Genomic DNA, 18,564 nt, shown 5'->3' with positions numbered 1-18,564 from the left:
TGGGGAAACATGCGCCGTCCTTGATTCCGAGGAGTTTGCGCCGAGTTTCACCCGAATTTAGACACGATGTGCACCGAAGTCCAGCATGTTTCGTCGATAGAAATCAGAATTGCGCCTGTCGATCATCAGATGCCCTTCCAGGACGCCCGAACGCTCCCACGCGCGGACAGCACCCCCGTCTTGAGAGAGTTCCTGGACACCAGGGTCATTACGCGCTTTTACCAGATCTTCGGAGGGTCATCGGCGGCCAGGCCGAAAGGGCGGGCACGCATCGGTTATGTCGTTGAAAATCGAACTTATGCTTGACGATCGACGTAATCAAGGCTTAACATCCAGCGAAACGAGGGTTGTGAGGCCCCGAGTCGGAGACCGAACCCCGCCACACCCTCGAAGCCGTCAAACGCTCCGGCCGGCACACGCTCGTCGATCGCATCGACACCTACGTGGGAGGCACGAGATGGAAGCGACCCGTTTACGACGGCTGGCCGTGATCGCGACCGCGGCGGTGTTGCTCGCCCTCTCGAGTACTGCGACCTTGAACACTGCGACCGCCGTCGCGGCGCCCGGTGACCCGCCACGGATCGTCCCCGTCCCGGCGTCGCTCACCATCACCGCCGGGACGTCCTTCTCCTTGACGCAGAGCACGGCGATCGTCGGATCGGGCTTCGTGGCCGAGTATCTGGCAGGTGTCCTGCGGCGTTCCACCGGCTTCCCGTTCCCGATCACGACCTCCGGCTCCGGGATCACACTCTCCCTGTCCGGGCCGGCGACCATGGCCCAGGAGGCCTACCGGCTCGACGTCACCGCCCAAGGGGTCACCATCACCGCGCGCACCCAGGAAGGGCTGCTGCGAGGCGTGCAAACGTTCCGGCAGCTCCTCCCGCCGAAGGTGGAGAGCCCCACCGTCCAGGCGGGCCCCTGGACGATCGACGGTGTCTCGATCACCGACCAGCCGCGATTCGCCTGGCGAGGCGTCATGCTCGACGTGGCGCGCCACTTCTTCACCGTCGACGAGGTCAAGCGCTTCATCGACCAGGCGGCGCTGTACAAGGTGAACGTCCTGCACCTGCACCTCGCCGACGACCAGGGCTGGCGCATCCAGATCGACAGCTGGCCCAGGCTCGCCACCTACGGCGGCAGCACCGAGGTCGGCGGCGGCCCCGGAGGCCACTACACCAAGCAGGACTACGCGGAGATCACCCGCTACGCGGCAGACCGGTTCATGACCGTCGTTCCCGAGATCGACATGCCCGGACACACCAACGCGGCCCTCGCCTCCTACGCCGAGCTCAACTGCGACGGCCAGGCGCCACCCCTGCGCACCGACACCGCGGTCGGCTACAGCTCGCTCTGCATCTCGAAGGAGATCACGTACAGGTTCGTCGACGACGTCATCCGCGAACTCGCGGCGATGACGCCCGGCCCCTACCTCCACATCGGCGGCGACGAGGCCCACAACACCGCCAAGCCCGACTACATGGCGTTCGTCAAACGCGTCGGCGAAACCGTCGCGGCTCACGGCAAGAAGCTGGTCGGCTGGCAGGAGATCGGCCAGGCCACCCTTCCCACCGACGCCACAGGCCAGTACTGGGGCTCCGCGACCCACGCCAACAGCGTCGTGGCGCAGGGCGGGAAGCTGGTGTTCTCACCTCCCGGAAACGCCTACCTCGACATGAAATACAACCAGAACACCCCGCTCGGCCTCGACTGGGCGGGCTACATCGAGGTGCAGAAGGCCTACGGCTGGGACCCCGCCACCGTCATCGGCGGCGTCAGCGAATCCAGCATCCGCGGAGTCGAAGCCCCGCTGTGGACCGAGACCATCGCGAACATCGAAGACGCCGAGTTCATGACCAACCCCCGCCTGGCCGCCATCGCTGAGATCGGCTGGTCACCCGCCTCCACCCATGACTGGCAGAGCTTCAGCACCCGCCTGGGGGCCCAGGGCCCCCGATGGAGCATCCGCAAGACCAACTACTACCGCTCCACCCAAGTCCCGTGGCCCGCCATGACGGGACGGATCACGGGGGTCGGATCGGCGAAATGCGTCGACGTCCCCGCGTTCAACAGCCAGGACGGCACCGACCTGATCCTCTACACCTGCAACGGCGGCGCCAACCAGTCATGGACTTACGACCCCGCCAACGGAGAGATCAGATCCCTCGGCAAATGCATGGACGTGGAATACGCCAATCCGGGCGACGGAACAGCCGTACAGTTGTACACCTGCAACGGCACCACGGCCCAGAAATGGACCTACGACTCCGCCACCAGGAATCTCACCGCCCTCGGCAAGTGCCTGACCGCCGACGGCGCGGGCACCACGAACTTCACCGAACTGGTGATCTCCACCTGCCATGGCGCGCCCGACCAGCAATGGGCCCTCCCATAGTCGGAGATCGGCCGCTCCTCTTGGCCGCCTGCCCTCCCTGCCCACCGAAGGAGAGTACGGCACCATGTCTCGACAAATGCTCGTCGCCGTCGGCCTGCTGGGCGCGTTGGGCGTCCAGGCCGTGTTCGGTTCACCAGCGGTGGCGGCGCCCAATCCCGTCGTCACAATCAACGCCACCGACAGTCAGGCGCAGATCATCGCGAAGGCCGCAGCGGTGACGCCGACGGCGCGACAGCTGGCCTGGCAGCGCGAGGAGCTGACCGGGTTCGTCCACTTCGGCCCCAACACCTTCACCGGCCGGGAATGGGGCGACGGCACCGAGGACCCGGACGTCTTCAACCCCACCGACCTTGACACCGACCAGTGGGCGGCCACATTCAAGGACGCGGGCTTCAAGAAGGTCATCCTCACAGCCAAACACCACGACGGCTTCCTGCTGTTCCCCTCGTCGTATTCGACCCATGGCGTGAAGTCGGGTTCGTGGCGGGGCGGCCATGACGACGTACGGCAGCCGCGGTCTGGAGTGGCGCTAGGCGAGGACCTGAACCTCGGCGAGGGACAGGGGCGATCGGAGCCGACCAGCTGGACGCGAACGTAACGGGGCGTGCGGCCGACCGGCAGGGTCAGAACCGATTCCACCGCGGCACTCTGGCGGAAGCTCCACGCACCGCTCTGTCTGATGGTCTCCGGATCGTTGGAGGTGAAGGGGGTGTCGGAGGCGAAGACGTAGAAGTCGCGGAGTCGGTCAGTGCAGCAGTCCGTCCGATTCCACATCTTGATCCCGTTGACTGCCTGAACTGATCCGAGGTCGACCTGCCACCACGGGTTCGCCTCGCCCGCCACTGTGTGGCTGACCGAACTGTCGGAGTACCTGCCGTTGGTGTTCCCGTCGTTCGCCCATTCCGCGTTCCCACCACCGGTGCCGGTGCTGGACTGGGTGGCGGGCTTGTACAGGGCCAGGTCGTTGGCGAAGACCTGGACCTCGGCCAGAGAGAGCGGCCGGTCGGAGCCGCCGAGCTGGACCCGGACGTAGCGGGCGTCGCGGTTCACGGGAAGAGAGAGCGTCGTACCCGCCGCCGCGTCCTGGTGGTGGGTCCAGACGCCGGCCTGGTTCTTGGTGGCGAGTGGATCGTTGGAGGCGAACGGGGTGTCGGAGGCGAACACGTAGAAGTCACGTAGCCGGTTGGCGCAGCAGTCGGTGCGGTTCCACAGTTCGATCGAGCTGATCGGCTGGGAGGAACCGAGGTCCACCTGCCACCACGGGTTGGTCTCCAGCGGAGTTTCCGAGGTGTGGGTGACCGACCCGAGCCCCAGGTCGCCGTTCGTGGTGCCGTCCACCGCCCGTTCGGCTGACAAGGAATAGCCTGTGGTGGACTGCGTGGCGGTCCTGCCGAGGGCGAGGTTGCCGTCGAGGTTGCGCAATCACCTTCAGCAGGTCGGAGATGTGGCCGTTCGAACGGTCGTAGCCGACGTCCCAGGTCATCGCTCCGCCGGCCCGGACGACGCCCCGGGCGATCAGCAGGCAATTAATAATGAAGATGATCTTAATATTGCCGAAACATGAAGATAGTCGCACCGGGCGGGCAGGACGTCAAGCGGGGCGGGAGAAACAGCCCCCAGGGGCGGGTGGTTCCCGTCGGCCGCGGTCGAGTACCTGGCCGGTCTGGTGAAGGCTCGCGGCAGATCCCGGCGACCAGCGCGACCAGGGCGAACATCCGGATGACCAGAATCGGTCAACGGACGAGCGCCGGTCGTGGAAGTCGTGCCGTGCGCCGAAGTAGGCGGCAGGGCCGGAGGACCGTGCTCCGGTGCAGGTCAGAGAAGTCCCGTCCGGGCTCTGCGGTCGCGACCGCCACGCCGTCGAAACGCGATCGCGACACCCTCGTTTGACGGGAGGGTCCGTCTCACTGACGGGTGAATGGCAGGAAAATAGGTCTTGTCAAAAACATGTCGCATGTGCAATTTTACACATCACACAGAGGTCGGCCGGCCGCTCTCCTCGACCCCCAAAGGAGAAGGACGGGAAATGTCTGCCCGACGACTAGCAGTATCGCTACTCAGCGTCATCACTCTGATCACAGCCGGGGCAAGCACTCCGGTATTCGCCGTAAGCACCGACACGCCGCTCTCCACACCCACGCCCGCCAAGCAGGACGGCCGGAAGGTGGACGGCCGGACCAGGATCGCTGACCCCAAAGCACCCGACGCGATCAATCAACGACAACGTCCCACCGAGAGCGAACCGCTGCTTTCCCCTGCCAAGAACGCGCCGAAGGCGCTCTTAAAGACGGACACCGCTGCAGCCGCCGCCTGCTCGGTGTCCGACTTCACGAACAACACCGGCAGCGCCCTGGTGTCCGCCATCAAGGCCGCGTCCGTTAACTGCATCAACACGCTGTTCGCTCTTACGGGCTCCAACCAGTACTACGCGTTCCGCGAATCACAGATGATCACGGCCGCCAATGCGCTCCGCGCCAACGCCACCTCCTACAACGGCACCAACGCCGCGAGCACGGAGCAGGTGGTGCTCTACCTGCGCGCGGGCTATTACATCCAGTTCAACAATCCCGACACGGTGCCCGCGTACACGAGTTCGCTGGCGAGTGCCACTGAGGCCGCACTGGATGCGTTCTACGCCAACAGCCACGCCTACGACGCCACCGACGCCAACGGCGAGGTGCTCGGCGAAGCGGTCACCCTGATCGACAGCGCCCGCGAGAACGTCCGCTACCTGTACGTGGTGAAGCGGCTGCTCAACAACTACACCAACGCCTACAACTCGCTCTGGTACCTGCGTAACGCGGTGAACAACACCTTCACCGTCCTGACCCGTGGTGAATGGGTGACCGGATATCCCGCGGCCGTCCAGGCGGATCCCTCCATCGTGGACAGCCTCTGGAACTTCGCCAGCCGGCACATGGATCTGATCGGCGGCGACTCCGAGTTCATCGACGTCAACGCGGGCGGCGAACTGGCCCGCTTCCTGCAGTACGCCGGTCTGCGTGGCAAGGTGCGCCCGCTCGTCAAGGGGCTGTTCGACAACTCCTCCATCACGGGCGCCCGGCAACCGCTGTGGATACGAGTCGCGATCGTCGCCAACGACAAGGATGCCGACAACTGCTCCTACTACGGCACCTGTGACCTTCCCACCAGAGTGAAGGCCGCCATCCTGCCGCAGAACCACACCTGTTCACCGGGTGTGCTGCACGTTGTCGCCCAGCGGATGACGACGCAGGAGTTGCAGGACGCGTGCGCCAGCATGCTCAACCAGAACGCCTACTTCCACACCATGGTCCAGGACGGCGGACAGCCGGTCGCCAACGACAACAACGCGAACATGGAGATCGTCGTCTTCGCCTCGGTCGGCGACTACCAGCAGTACGCCGGCTACCTCTTCGGCATCGCCACCGACAACGGCGGCATGTACCTGGAAGGCGACCCGTCCAAGCAGGGTAACCAGCCGCGTTTCATCGCCTACCAGTCTCCCGCCGACAACGGCTTCGCGGCCCGCGTCTGGAACCTCAACCACGAGTACACCCACTACCTCGACGGCCGCTACGACACCTACGGCGACTTCGCAGCCGAGACCGTCAAGCCGAACATCTGGTGGATCGAGGGCGTGGCCGAATACGTCTCCTACTCCTACCGCAACCTCGCCTACACCGCCGCGTTGAACGAGGCGCCCAGGCACACGTACGCGCTCAGCACGCTGTTCGACTCCACCTATGAGAACACCGATGTGAACCGGACGTACCACTGGGGTTACCTCGCCGTCCGGTACATGGTCGAGAAGCACCGCTCCGACGTGACCAAGCTGCTCGGCTACTACCGGGCAGGCGACTACACCGCCGCCTACACCTTCACCAAGTCGCTCAACTACAACAGCGACTTCACCGCCTGGCTCGACACCCTCTCCGGCGGCTCGGGCAACAAGCCGCCCACCGCCTCGTTCACGGTGACCACCAGCGGGCTCACCGCCGGCTTCACCGACACCTCGACCGATCCCGACGGAAGCATCGCCTCCCGCTCCTGGACCTTCGGCGATGGCACGTCGTCCACGTCCGCCAACCCCACGCATCCTTACGCCGCGGCGGGCACCTACACCGTCACCCTGAAGGTCACCGACAACGCCGGCACCTCCGCGACCACGTCCAAGACCGTCACGGTCGGCTCGTCCGACCTCCCGACCTGCGGCGGGTCCAACCCGCAGATCATGGACAAGAACTGCCAGCGGGCCGACATCTCCGCGACCAGCGGCAACTACGCCTACTTCTCCATCTACATCCCCGCCGGCACCACGTCGTTGAACATCACGGTCTCGGGCGGCAGCGGCAACGCCGACCTCTACTTCAACCCGGGTGACTGGGCCACGACCGGCGCCTACACCGCCAAGTCCACCAACTCCGGCAACGGCGAGACGCTCACTGTCACCAACCTGCGTCCCGGCACGTACCACTACATCAGCCTCTACGGGGCCAGTGCCTTCTCCGGCGCGACCCTCTCCACCCGTTACTGACACACACTGAAGTACTGAAGTACGGCCTCCGGCAGCGCCGGAGGCCGTACCCATTTCCAAGATGTCCGAGGAGCCACCGGCCTGGGGTTCTCGATATGGCGCGCGACTCAGGACTCGGGGCTGTCGGCCCAGATGCCTCGTACGTGGCGCAGGTGCCTGCGCATCAGCGAAGCCGCGGCTTCGGCGTCGCCGGAGGCCACGACATCGAGCAGATCGAGATGCTCGCGGGCGGAGTCGGCGAGTTTGCCGCCCTTGGCCAGGCGGGAGATGCCGTAGAGCCGGGAGCGATGCCGGAGCTCGCGGACCGTGCCCACCAGGTGGGCGTTGCCGGCGAGAGCCAGCAGATTCAGATGGAAGGCCTCGTCGGCCTCGACATAGCGGACCAGGTCCCCCTCCTCGGCCGCGGCCACAATGGCCTCGGCCCAGGCCTTCAGCCTGAGGATCCGGTCGCCTGGTACCGTCGCGGCGATCTTGGCGATGGCGGGCACTTCGATCAGCTCACGGATCTCGATGATCTCGTCGAGATCCCGCTCGGAGAGCTCGGTCACCCGGAAGCCCTTGTTCCGCATCGCGATGACCAGGCCCTCCTTGACCAGATCCAGCATCGCTTCGCGGACGGGGGTGGCGGAGACGTTGAATTTCTCGGCCAGGGCGGGCGCCGAATAGATGACGCCGGGACGCATCTCGCCGGCGATCAACGCCGCGCGCAACGCGTTGGCGACCTTCTGCCGGATGTTCTCCCGTACACCGAGATCCGGAAGGTTCAATGGCTCCGACATCACGCCTCACACTTCTGACAATCCGACCACCCGTACGGTGTCACATGATGTTAGCGCTCACCACTGTGAACCCGGACGGGCCCCATCGGATTGTGATCATGATCGGCGGTTCCTCGACGCTGCGAGGCAGTCAGCCCGAGATCTCTGCGTAGTGGCAGGCCACCTTTCGTCCTCGTACCTCGCGGAGCTGGGGCGCCTCCACCTCGCAGCGGCGCTGAGCCAGGGCGCAGCGCGGGTGGAACGAACAACCAGGCGGTGGGGCCGCGGGCGACGGTGGATCACCGCGCAGGACGATCCGCTCGCGAACCGCTTCGATCCTCGGATCCGCGACGGGTACGGCGGACAGCAGGGCGCGCGTATAGGGGTGGGCCGGATCCGCATACAGGGACGCCACCGGCCCGATCTCGACAATGCGGCCCAGGTACATCACCGCGACCCGCGTGCATACGTGCCGGACGATCGACAGATCGTGCGCGATGAACAGGTAGGCGAGCCCCCGTTCCTCCTGGAGGTCGGAGAGGAGGTTGATGATCTGCGCACGGATCGAGACGTCCAGAGCTGAGACAGCTTCATCGCAGACGATGAGTTCCGGCCCGTTGGCCAGCGCGCGGGCGATTCCGACCCGTTGGGCCTGGCCTCCAGAGAACTCGTGCGGGAATCGGTCGGCATGCTCCGGAGCGAGCCCGACCCTCTCCAGCAGTTCGATCACCTGATCGCGGTCGAGCACCCTGCGCGGACCGGCCACGATCTGGCTCACCGTGTGCCGCGGATTGAGCGAGGAGAGCGGGTCCTGGAAGATCATCTGCATGCTCGCGCGCAGCGGGAGCAATTCCCGCCGGCTCAGGTGCGTGATGTCCTGCCCGTTGAGATGCACGGTGCCCGAGGTCGGCTCCAGCAGGCGGACGATCATCCGGCCAGTGGTCGACTTGCCACATCCCGACTCACCGACCAGGCCGAGTGTCTCGCCTTGAGCCACCTCGAAGCCGACCCCGTCGACTGCCTTGACACCACCTGGAAATCTCATGGCCAGGTCCCGGACCTCCAGCAGGGGCGTGGAGCCCGGTACGGTCGGCGCGTCCAGTGCCGCGGGCACGCTTTTCATCACAGCTCTCCTTCACGGTGGCAGGCGACCTGGCGCACCGTCCCCAGCAGGGCGGGCTGTTCGGTCGCGCAGATGTCCAAGGCCACCGAACAACGAGGATGGAACCGGCACCCGGGCGGGAACGCCGACGGTAGGGGCGGGTTGCCGGGGATCGCCCGCAACCTGCCGCCACCAGGCCCCTCAGTTCCTCGCCCGAGCCCGGGTACCGACGCGAGCAGCCCCTGCGTGTAGGGATGCCGCGGGTCATCGAAGACGCGCGCCGAGGCCGCGCGCTCGGCGGCTCGCCCGCCGTACATGACCAGGACGTCGTCGGCGATGCGCGCCACGACGCCCAGGTCGTGAGTGATCATGATGATGCCCAGGCCGTATTCGGACTGGAGACGCTGGATGAGCTCCAGGATCTGCGCCTGCACGGTGACATCCAGCGCGGTGGTCGGCTCATCGGCGATCAACAGGTCGGGCTCACACGCCAGCGCCATGGCTATCATCACGCGCTGGCGCATGCCGCCCGAGAAACGGTGCGGGTGTTCGCGCGCACGTCTGCGCGGCGCGGGGATGCCCACTTCGCCGAGCATCTCGACGGCACGTTCGTGTGCGACCTTGCGTGAGGCCTTCTTGTGGAGCCGGTATGCCTCGGCGATCTGCTCCCCCACCGTGTAGAAGGGATGCAGCGAGGAGAGCGGATCCTGAAAAATCATGCTCAGGCGTGCGCCACGCAGCGATCGCAGTCGCTCCGCCGGCGCTCCCACCAGTTCCTCACCGTCGAAGGTGACGGAGCCGGTGACGCTCGCACCGCGCAGCAGTCCCATGATCGCGAGCGTGGAGACGGACTTGCCCGAGCCGGACTCCCCGACGATGCCCAGCGTGCGTCCGCGATCAACGCTGAACGACACGCCGTCCACCACGCGCACGCGACCGAAGGCGACCGACAGGTTGTCGACACTCAGGAGGCTCATGCGTACCTCACCCGGGGATCGATGACGCCGTAGAGGAGGTCGACGACGAGGTTGGCCAGCGTGATGAAGAGGGCCGCCAGCAGGGTCACGCCGAGCACCACCGGCTGGTCGGATTTGCCGATCGCGTCGAACGTGAGTTTGCCCAGCCCGGGAAGTCCGAACATGGTCTCCGTGATCATGGCTCCGGCGAGCAGGCCGCCCAGGTCGATACCGAAGATCGTGAGGATCGGCGTCATGGTCGAGCGCAGGCCGTGCTTGACCACGACGGTCCGCTCGGGCAAGCCTTTGGCGCGCGCTGTCCGGATGTAGGGCTCGGCCATCGTCTCGATCATCGAGGCGCGCGTGAGCCGGATGTACATGGCGGCGTACAGGGCGGCGAGCGTGATCCACGGCAGGATCAAACTGGCGACCCAGGCGGCGGGGTTGTCCAGGACTGGCTGGTAGTCGGGGAAAGGCAGCAGTTCACCCTGGAGGATCACGAAGTAGATCAGCAGGGCGGCGATGAGATAGACCGGCGCTGACGTCGTCGCCAGCGCGGACAGCACGATGCCTCGGTCCAGCAGCGATCCCTTGCGCAGGGCGGCCATGAGCCCCAGAAGCACGCCCACGACCAGCCAGAGCACGGCGGCGCCTGCCGCCAGGGAGGCACTGACCCCGAGACGGTCGAGCAGCAGGTCCCAGACGGGGCTCGCGTACTGCCAGGAATAGCCGAAGCAGGGCGCGGCGCAGTCCAGGCCCGAGGTCCCCAGGGTACGGCCGGCGAAGATGCCGCTCAGATAGGACAGGAACTGGGTGAGCACCGGCTGGTCGAGACCCATCGCGTGCCGGACGTCGGCCAGCCGTGCGCTGGTGCAGCTCTTGCCGCATGCGTCCAGTGCCGGATCGTCGGGCAGCAAGTAGAAGATGGCGAAGGTGATGGCACAGATGACCAGCATGATCAGGGCGATCGCACCCAGGCGGCGAAGCGCATAGACGATCATGCTCGCACCGCCTTCGGATCGAAGGCGTCCCGCAGGCCGTCACCGAGCAGGGTGCAGGCGAGCACGGTGAGCCCCAGGAACGCGCAGGGCACCGCCAGGTAGACGGGATCGGTCATGAACCAGCCGCGAGCGTTGTTGATCATCTGTCCCCAGGACGGGGTGGGCGGTCGCACGCCGACGCCGAGGAAGCTGAGTGCAGCCTCGGCGCCGACGTAGGCGGGGACGGCTTGCGTCGCGTAGACCAGGATCGGCGCGGTGAGGCCGGGAAGGATCTCCTTGAGAAGGATGTAACCGGTCATTCCACCCCCGACTCGCGCGGCCTCGACGTATTCGCGGTGCTTGATGGTCAGGACCTGTCCCCGCACGATCCTGGCCACGACCGTCCAGCCGAAGACCGAGAGAACCGCGACGAGCAGGACGATGCGGTTGACGTCACGGACCACGGACAGGATCGCGATCATGAAGATGAGGCTGGGGAAGGACATGAGGAGGTCCATGATCCGGCTGATCACCGTGTCCGCCCAGCCGCCGAGGAAGCCGGCGAGCAGGCCGAGCACGAGACCGGTGACGACGGTGATCGCGGTGGCGAGCATCGCGATCAGCAGCGAGATCTGGCCGCCGTACAGGATGCGGCTGAGCACGTCACGGCCGGTCACCGGCTCGACTCCGAGAAGGTGCTCGGTGCCGATGCCTCCCCAGGCCCCCTTGGGGAGGCCGCCCATGTTCGGGTCGATGGCTGTCTTGTCGAAGGTCTCCGGAGCCCAGCCGGTCCACGCGGTGATCACCGGGGCCAGTGCGGCCAGGAGGACCAGGATCAGCACGACGACCAGCCCGGCCATCGCCGGGCGATCCGCGCGTAGCCTGGCGAGTGCGAGCCGGCCGGGCGACCGCGCGGCCCGTGGCGTCTTCGCGGCGACCTCGCCTGCCGCCACACTCACGATGACTTCTTCACGCCGATCACGGCGTAGTCGAGCTGGGCGGCCCAGACCGGGTGATTGACCGCGCCGACGACGTTCTTACCGATGATGTAGCCGCGCTTCTCCAGGTACAGCGGCGCCTGCGGGAGCTGTCGCATGATCTGCGCGTCGAGATCCCGCCATGCCTTCCCAGAAGCCGCCGCATCGGTGATGGCGTAGATTTCGTCGATCTTCTTGTCGATCGCCGGATCCTTGAAGAACGCGACGTTGCCGCTGTTACCGGTCTGCTTCACGCTCCGGCTGTCGAACAGCGGGGGCAGGAAGCTTGACCCATTGGGATAGTCCGGGCACCAGCCGTATGTGGCGAGTTCGTCGGCCTTTCCCTGATCCCCGATGGTGTCGTAGTACACGGAACCGTCCACCGGGTTGATCTCGACCTCGACGCCGATCTTCTTCAGGCTCTCCTGGATCGACACCTCGACGGGGGTGCTCGAACCGGTGCTGGCGGTGAGCTTGAGTTTGAGCGGGGTGGTGACTCCGGCCTCGGCCAGGAGCGCCTTGGCCTTCGCGACGTCACCGGTGGGCGGGATCTGGAACACGTCCTGCTTGGTCCCGTCGGTCATCGCGGGGGGCAGATACGCGGTGGCGATGTCGGCCATGTTCGGCCCGCCCATCGCCGTCTGCACGGACTCCTTGTCGATCGCGCTGTAGATCGCCTGTCGTACCTTCGGATTGTCCAGGGGCTTCTTGTTGAGGTTGAAGACCAGCGTGCTCGTGCAGCCGGTCGGACCCGTGAACAGGCGTTCCTTCGCCTGGGGGTTGGGCAGGATCTTCGACAGACTCTGCGGTCCGGCCGAACCCCACGGCACGCTCGTGGCATCCTCACCCGAGCTGGCGATGAGCCTGTCGGTGATGGTGTCCTTGTCCTGCCCCTGCTTGACGTGGATCTTGTCCGGCAGCGCCAGCCGTACCGGGTCGGTTCCCTGGTCCCAGTACTTGTTGCGCGTCAGTACGAGTTCCTTGCCGCGTTGGTACCCATCGATCTTGTAGGGCCCGGTGGAGAAGGGTCGGTTGTCGTATTCGACCTTGGTGTCCTTCGCCTCGGGCACCGGCGAGAAGGTGGGCAGAGTGACGGTGTAAGGGAACTCCCCCGCCGCTCGCTTGAGCTTGAAGATGATCGTCTTGTCGTCGGGGGTCTCCACCGACGCCAGATGCTCGCCCCCGTAGGGCCCCTTGTACTCGGCACCTCCGACGAGAAGCCGCTGCGCGTAGTCGGGACCACCGCTGATGTCAGGCGCCATGGAACGCTCGACGTTGTGCTTGATGTCCGCGGTCTTGACGGGGGTGCCGTCCTCGTATTTCAAGCCGTCCTTGAGGGTGAACTTCCAGGTCTTGCCACCGTCCTCGGAGGTGCCGAGATCGGTGGCCAGATCGGGCACGATCTCCGAGCTGCCGGCCTTGAAGGTGACGAGCGTTCGATAGAGCAGGCGGGTGCCGAACATGATGGCCGGCATGGTCCAGTTACGTGCGGGGTCTAAGTGGTCGAAGTCGCTGACGGCCAGGACAGTGAGCGTCCCGCCCTTCGTGACGGCGGAGGATGCTTCCGGCTTCCCGCCGCCTCCGCAACCTGCTGCCGACAGCAGCACTGCGATCGCCAGTAAACCGATCTTCTTCGACATGGCCACTCCGTTGTGGGCGTCAGACGGTGTGACATGTAAAATAGTAGTGTGAAATTGTAGAGGCAAGGAGCGTTACGGAGCCGTGTCCTGGCGAAGCTTCTCGCTGGTGATGAGCGCCTTGACCTCCGTCGCCGCGCTGCTTGCTCGGCCGCGGCACCGACTGCGGCACACCCGGACAGGACCGCTTCGCCGCCTTCACCCATGGGCTCAGCTACCAGAAAATGGGTCTTGTCAAGCCCCTGTCCTACGTGCAATTTTACACCTCACGTGGTGCGTCTTCACTTGACGGAGCCGAACGCGAGGACACAGAACCATGCAACTGGAAGTTCGGCACTTGCGCACGGTAGTGATCATCGCCGAGGCCGGCAGCCTCAGTCGTGCCGCGGCCCGTCTTGGCGTCTCCCAGCCCTCACTCACCGCTCAGCTCCAGCGCATCGAAGAGTCGCTGGGCGGCCGGCTGTTCCGCCGCAGCCGTACGGGTGTCACGGTCACACCCTTCGGCCAGTTCGTCCTGACCCGCGCCCGCGCGGCTCTCATCACCTTTGACGAGCTGCTCACGGTCGAGCACATCGATGCCGGGCTCAGCCCCATCCGTCTCGGCGGGTACGCCACCCCGATGCTGAGCGGCCTGCTCAAGCGCCTCGACGAGGCCTTGGGAACGGCCTTCACCGTTCATACGGAGCACTCCCCGCGCCTGCTGCTCGACCTGCTCGCCGGCCGCCGCCTGGACGCTGCCACCCTGATCGACTATCCCGGTCACGAACTGCCCTCGGTGCCGTCCGTGGACATCCGCACGATCGGCACCGAGCCCGTCTTCATCGCGATCAACAGCCGTCACCCGCTCGCCTCCCGGTCGGAGGTCTCCCTGGCCGATCTGGCCGGCGAGGACTGGGTGGTGTCGCCTCCCGACGGGGCGGGCTGGCCGGAGTACCTGCTGACCGCCTGCCAGGAAGCCGGATTCACCCCACGGATGGCCCACGTGATGGTCGAGGTCGCCATGGTTCGCGATCTGATCGCGAACCATGGCGCGATCTCGCCTTGCCTGGCCACCTTCGGCGCCGAGGCCGACATCACCGTCCGGCCGCTGGCGGGTACTCCGTTGCGCGTACGACACCTGATCGCCTGGCGGCGGGAAGGGCCCCTGGCCGGGCGTGGCGACGAGCTGTGGCGGTTGGCCACGGACGCTCACCGCGAAGCTCTGGCCGGCCAGCCCCACCACGCCGCCTGGCTCGCCCTGAGCGGCTGCCTTCATCAGGCCGACTGAGCGATCGCCGAACTGTCGTGACAGCGGCTCGATCAGCCGGTCTTCGCGCGGATGGCCTGGATCATGGCATTGAGCCCGATCGTGTTGAACGGGCGCCCCAGGCTGCGCATCAAGGAGTTCTCCGAGGGACGGTAGATGCCGTACAGGTAATACCTGGCGCCCTCGTAGGTGCCGATCACACCGCCGTCGGGAGTGGGCTGACCGAGATACTGGTACCACTTGAGCCGGTAGTACCGCTGGGTCTCGGCAGGGTAGATGCTGACGTTCTGTTCGTAGGGTTCGCCCCCGGTGTAGCGGCCATAGGGGTAGTCGTATTCGTCGGCGAGATCGGCCATCGAGTGGCCGAGCTCGTGGGCGACGATCCATCCCGAACTGGTGTTGCCGCCCGAGGCCGTGGCGACGCCACCGCCGGCTCCTCCGTACTTGGTGGAGTTGCCTAAGGCGAGGATCTGATCGGCCTGTGGGGCGTTGGCCGCGTAAGCCCGGGCCGCGTTCTCGTTCACGCACAGGAGGCGTTCGGTGCCCCCGCACCAGAACCCCATCCCGAGGGCGGTATTACGGGAGATGCCCTGGGTCGGGTCGTTGTCGACTCCGGACTGCGGGGAGATCACGTCGACCATCCACACGTTGAAGGAGTTCTTGTACGTCCTGAACGGCTCCACCGTCTGCAGGAACGCCCACTTCTCCGCCGCGTGCGCGTGGAAGAGTCCCAGTTCGGAACTGGTATAGCCGTCGCCCACGAAGACCAGGTCGAACCGCTGAGCGGACGGTCCGGTCTGCTGGAGCGCGGTCACGTTCACGGGCGGCGGAACGGCGAACGACGTGCGCGGCTGTGCACGCTTGGGGATCTTCACCTGCTGGATCGTCCCGTCTTCGGCGAACACCTCCACCCATTCGGTCGGCTGTCCGGCGGAGTTCGGGCGGGGTTCGGCGAGAGCCGGGCTGACGGTCAGCGCACTGACCAACAGCGCGCTCGCCACCATACAGAGTGCATGGCGCATGGGGGACTCCTTGTGCTGGGGGGTCTTGTCCCAAGCGTGGGCGCCTTGCTCCAGCGTGGATAATCCCGCTTGCCATAGCTCCCGAACTATGGGCGCGCGCCCGGTCTCCGAGATTCAAGGCGCACGAGCATCGTTAGCAATGTGATATTGCACTGCATGTCCATGACTTCTAACGTCCCTCTTGGCATTTCTCCGCCCCAGCTGAGAGGAACACCGTGTCAAAGCATCTCTTAGCCGCCCTCGGGCTCGTCGCGGCGACAACCGTCGGAGGAGGGATCATCGGCGACCAGCCGAGCGGCGCCCGTTACGAGCCGCGGCCGGCCGATCACTACCTCAACTACGACGACCCGCTGGTCGCCACCGACCCCCTCGAGGAGCGGCCCGGCACCAAGCACGTAGCCACACCCCGCCCCGTCAAGGGCACCACCGAGGGCAACCCGGTGACTGCCAGGGTGCTGGCCACACGGCAGGACGAGGCGCTGCGCACCGGGCAGAACCCGTTCGAGTTCATCCACAAGAAGTCGAAGGTCACCAAGACCGCGAAGCTGCTGACGTTGCTGGTGGAGTTCAGCGACACCGCCGGAGACGATTTCTCCGGCTACAGCCATCCGAAGACCACCGGGGACCAGAACGACTGCGTCACCGAGCCCCCCGGAGCCAGGATCGGCGGGCCCGTCCACAACCGGCTTCCCGACCCGGCCGCCAGCGGCAAGGACAACTTCACGTACTGGGTGAAGGACTTCAGCGCCAAGCACTACAACGACATGCTCTACTCCGACCGTGGTGTCACCCAGCGGATCCGTACCGACCTCACCGACCCCCGCGACGGCAAGAAGGGCATCGATGTCTCCGGCAGCCTCAAGGGCCTGTACCAGGAGATGTCGAAGGGCGCGTACACGATCACCGGCGAAGCCGTCGGCTGGCTGACGCTCCCGCATTCCGAGGCCTATTACGGCGCCGGCCGCTGCGGACAACCCGTCCAGGACAACGCCGGTCACCCGAGCAACCCCCGCTACCCGAACGGAGCTCAGCAACTCCCGGTCGACGCCGTCAACGCCCTCGCCGCCCGGAATCCGAGCTTTCCGTGGGCCGACTACGACGTCGAGGACGTCGGCGACGCCGACCGCGACGGCGACTTCGCCGAACCCGACGGCGTGATCGACCACCTGGTCATCGTGCACGCGGGCGAGGACAAGCTGGCCGGGGGCGGCGCACAGGGGACGTTCGCCTTGTGGGCGCACTCCAGCACCGTCCAGGGCGGCTACCCGATTCCCGGGACGGACATCAAGATCTCCAACTACATCATGCAGGGCGAGAACGCCGGGGTCGGCATCTTCGGCCATGAGTACGGCCACGACCTGGGTCTGCCCGACCTCTACGACAGCCAGGGGCCGAGCAGCGACAGCAGCGTCGGCTTCTGGGACCTGATGTCGGCCGGCTCGCATACCGGGGTGCTGTTCCAGTCGATGCCCACGCACATGGGCCTGTGGGACAAATGGATCCTCGGCTGGGCCGACCCGAAGGTGATCAACCCCGGCTCCCGCACCCAGTACGTGACGCTCGGGCAGGCATCCCGTACGCCGAGGCTCACGCGGGACGGCGTCATGGTCAACCTGCCCGACAAGGAGTTCCCGCTGGCCACTCCGCACAGCGGGACCAGGGCCTGGTGGTCGGACAACACACAGAACTGGGCAGACGTACGGCTGAGCCGGACGATCCAGGTCCCCGCGGACGCGCGCTGGTGGATGTGGGACAACTACGTCATCGAGAACGAGTGGGACTTCGGCTTCGTCGAGATCTCCACCGACGGCGGGGCGACCTGGACCGAGCAGAAGATCTACAACGAGGCGGGACAGCTCGTCTCGACCGACGACGGCTACGGCGACCCCAACGGGAGGCTGCGCGACTACGGTAAGAAGAAGTACGGCCTGACCGGCACTTCCGACGGCTGGCGGCACGACTACGTCGACCTGTCGGCGTACGCGGGCAAGACCGTCCAGTTGCGGCTACGCTACGCCACCGACGCCAACACCAACGAGCGCGGCTGGCTGTCCGACGACTTCTCCCTGACCTCCTCGGGCGCCACGATCTGGAGCGATGACGTCGAGGGCGGCGCGAACGGCTGGACCGGCGTCGCCGAATCCTTCGCGAACACCAAGGGGCCGGGCTGGACGCTCAATGACGGCGTCGCCAGGACCAGGCACTACTACTTCGCCGAGTGGCGCAACACCGACGGCTTCGACAAGGGCCTGGCCTGGGGATACGACCACACGATCAGCCGGGACGGCATCCAGAACGTCGAACGCGTCAAGTACAACGCGCCGGGCCTGGTGGTGACGTACGGCGACGCGCGCTACGAGTGGAACGACGTGGACACTTACCGGTACGACCCTCCCTCGATCGGGTCCAAGGGACGGCTGCTCGTGCTCGACTCGCATTTCGATCCGCTGCGTCGTACCGGAGAGGCCGCCCAGCACGATCCCGGCTGGCACAAGAACATGACCGCACGCATCCAGAGCTCCAACGCGGCGTTCACCTTCTTCGGCACCTACCCGCAGCGGGAATGCCTGGAGGACTCGGCCGTCTACTGCACCAGCCTTCCCGCACAGAGTCCGATCACCCGCTTCACCGACGCCAGGACGTGGTACCCCGGTCTGGAGATCAGGGACGGGCAGCCCGTGCTCCGCAACGGGGCGGCGTCCGTCGTCGTGCCGTCGTCGGGCGGCCAGCCGTACACGACCCGGGTCGTGCACGCCGACGGGACCCCGGCCGGCGAGTTCTACGGACAGGAGCTCAACGGGCACAAGCTCGGCACCGGAAACCCCGGTGACGAAGGAAAGGCGCTGGGCGTACAGCTCCGCCTGGTCGCTCCGCTCCCCGGCAACATGGGAGCGATCGTGGAGGTCACCTCGGCCAAGAAGTAGAAGGGACGCGGCGAAGGGGCCGTGACAGGTCATCCGTGACGGCCCCTTCTGTCG

General features: G+C 66.1%; 12 protein-coding genes and 1 pseudogene. 5 read left to right on the top strand and 8 right to left on the bottom strand.

The window, feature by feature from the left end; translation table 11 throughout:
• Positions 1–535: 535 nt before the first annotated feature.
• Entirely contained in the window at positions 536–2,392 is a 1,857-nt protein-coding gene (locus tag HTZ77_RS24720; RefSeq protein WP_235995067.1) for a family 20 glycosylhydrolase, read from the top strand.
• Positions 2,358–2,990, top strand: coding sequence for an alpha-L-fucosidase (locus tag HTZ77_RS48775; RefSeq protein WP_407940550.1), 633 nt, complete (start codon positions 2,358–2,360; stop codon positions 2,988–2,990). The genes HTZ77_RS24720 and HTZ77_RS48775 overlap by 35 nt, the downstream gene beginning before the upstream one ends.
• Here the strand turns inward: HTZ77_RS48775 and HTZ77_RS24715 are convergent.
• Positions 2,978–3,814 (bottom strand): annotated as a pseudogene (locus tag HTZ77_RS24715) (galactose-binding domain-containing protein); the annotation flags it as partial. The gene HTZ77_RS48775 and the pseudogene HTZ77_RS24715 sit on opposite strands and share 13 nt — an antisense overlap.
• A gap of 895 nt (positions 3,815–4,709) precedes the next feature.
• On the opposite strand from HTZ77_RS24715, the gene HTZ77_RS24710 reads away from it, so the two are divergent.
• On the top strand, positions 4,710–6,908 hold the full coding sequence (locus HTZ77_RS24710; protein WP_205303341.1) for a collagenase: 2,199 nt from the start codon (positions 4,710–4,712) through the stop codon (positions 6,906–6,908).
• 107 nt (positions 6,909–7,015) lie between these two features.
• On the opposite strand, the gene HTZ77_RS24705 is transcribed toward HTZ77_RS24710, so the two are convergent.
• From HTZ77_RS24705 to HTZ77_RS24680, 6 genes are all read right to left on the bottom strand, one after another.
• Positions 7,016–7,687, bottom strand: a complete 672-nt coding sequence (locus HTZ77_RS24705) for a GntR family transcriptional regulator (RefSeq protein ID WP_175592043.1) — start codon at positions 7,685–7,687, stop codon at positions 7,016–7,018.
• Positions 7,688–7,817: 130 nt separating this feature from the next.
• On the bottom strand, positions 7,818–8,789 hold the full coding sequence (locus HTZ77_RS24700; RefSeq protein ID WP_175592042.1) for an ABC transporter ATP-binding protein: 972 nt from the start codon (positions 8,787–8,789) through the stop codon (positions 7,818–7,820).
• A complete protein-coding gene (locus HTZ77_RS24695) occupies positions 8,789–9,745 on the bottom strand; it encodes an ABC transporter ATP-binding protein (protein WP_175592041.1) in 957 nt (318 codons plus the stop codon). Before HTZ77_RS24695 ends, HTZ77_RS24700 begins: the two co-directional genes overlap by 1 nt.
• Positions 9,742–10,725 (bottom strand): ABC transporter permease, encoded by a 984-nt coding sequence (locus HTZ77_RS24690; RefSeq protein ID WP_175592040.1) that lies wholly within the window; start codon positions 10,723–10,725, stop codon positions 9,742–9,744. Before HTZ77_RS24690 ends, HTZ77_RS24695 begins: the two co-directional genes overlap by 4 nt.
• Positions 10,722–11,663 carry an ABC transporter permease gene (locus HTZ77_RS24685; protein WP_328808746.1) on the bottom strand — a complete coding sequence of 314 codons (942 nt, stop codon included), beginning with the start codon at positions 11,661–11,663 and terminating at the stop codon, positions 10,722–10,724. Before HTZ77_RS24685 ends, HTZ77_RS24690 begins: the two co-directional genes overlap by 4 nt.
• Complete coding sequence (locus tag HTZ77_RS24680; RefSeq protein WP_175592039.1) at positions 11,660–13,321, bottom strand: ABC transporter substrate-binding protein; 1,662 nt, start codon at positions 13,319–13,321, stop codon at positions 11,660–11,662. Before HTZ77_RS24680 ends, HTZ77_RS24685 begins: the two co-directional genes overlap by 4 nt.
• A gap of 313 nt (positions 13,322–13,634) precedes the next feature.
• Here HTZ77_RS24680 and HTZ77_RS24675 point away from each other — a divergent pair, with 313 nt between their 5' ends.
• A complete protein-coding gene (locus HTZ77_RS24675) occupies positions 13,635–14,585 on the top strand; it encodes a LysR family transcriptional regulator (RefSeq protein ID WP_235995065.1) in 951 nt (316 codons plus the stop codon).
• Between the two features lie 32 nt (positions 14,586–14,617).
• Here the strand turns inward: HTZ77_RS24675 and HTZ77_RS24670 are convergent, their stop codons facing one another.
• Complete coding sequence (locus HTZ77_RS24670; protein ID WP_175592037.1) at positions 14,618–15,586, bottom strand: M64 family metallopeptidase; 969 nt, start codon at positions 15,584–15,586, stop codon at positions 14,618–14,620.
• 215 nt (positions 15,587–15,801) lie between these two features.
• Here HTZ77_RS24670 and HTZ77_RS24665 point away from each other — a divergent pair, with 215 nt between their 5' ends.
• Entirely contained in the window at positions 15,802–18,510 is a 2,709-nt protein-coding gene (locus HTZ77_RS24665; RefSeq protein ID WP_175592036.1) for an immune inhibitor A domain-containing protein, read from the top strand.
• The last annotated feature ends 54 nt before the right edge of the window (positions 18,511–18,564 follow it).

Source organism: Nonomuraea montanisoli, assembly GCF_013363975.1.
Taxonomy (GTDB): Bacteria; Actinomycetota; Actinomycetes; order Streptosporangiales; family Streptosporangiaceae; genus Nonomuraea; species Nonomuraea montanisoli.
Note: the sequence above shows the minus strand (reverse complement) of the source record. Positions and strands in the feature narration are given on the sequence as shown.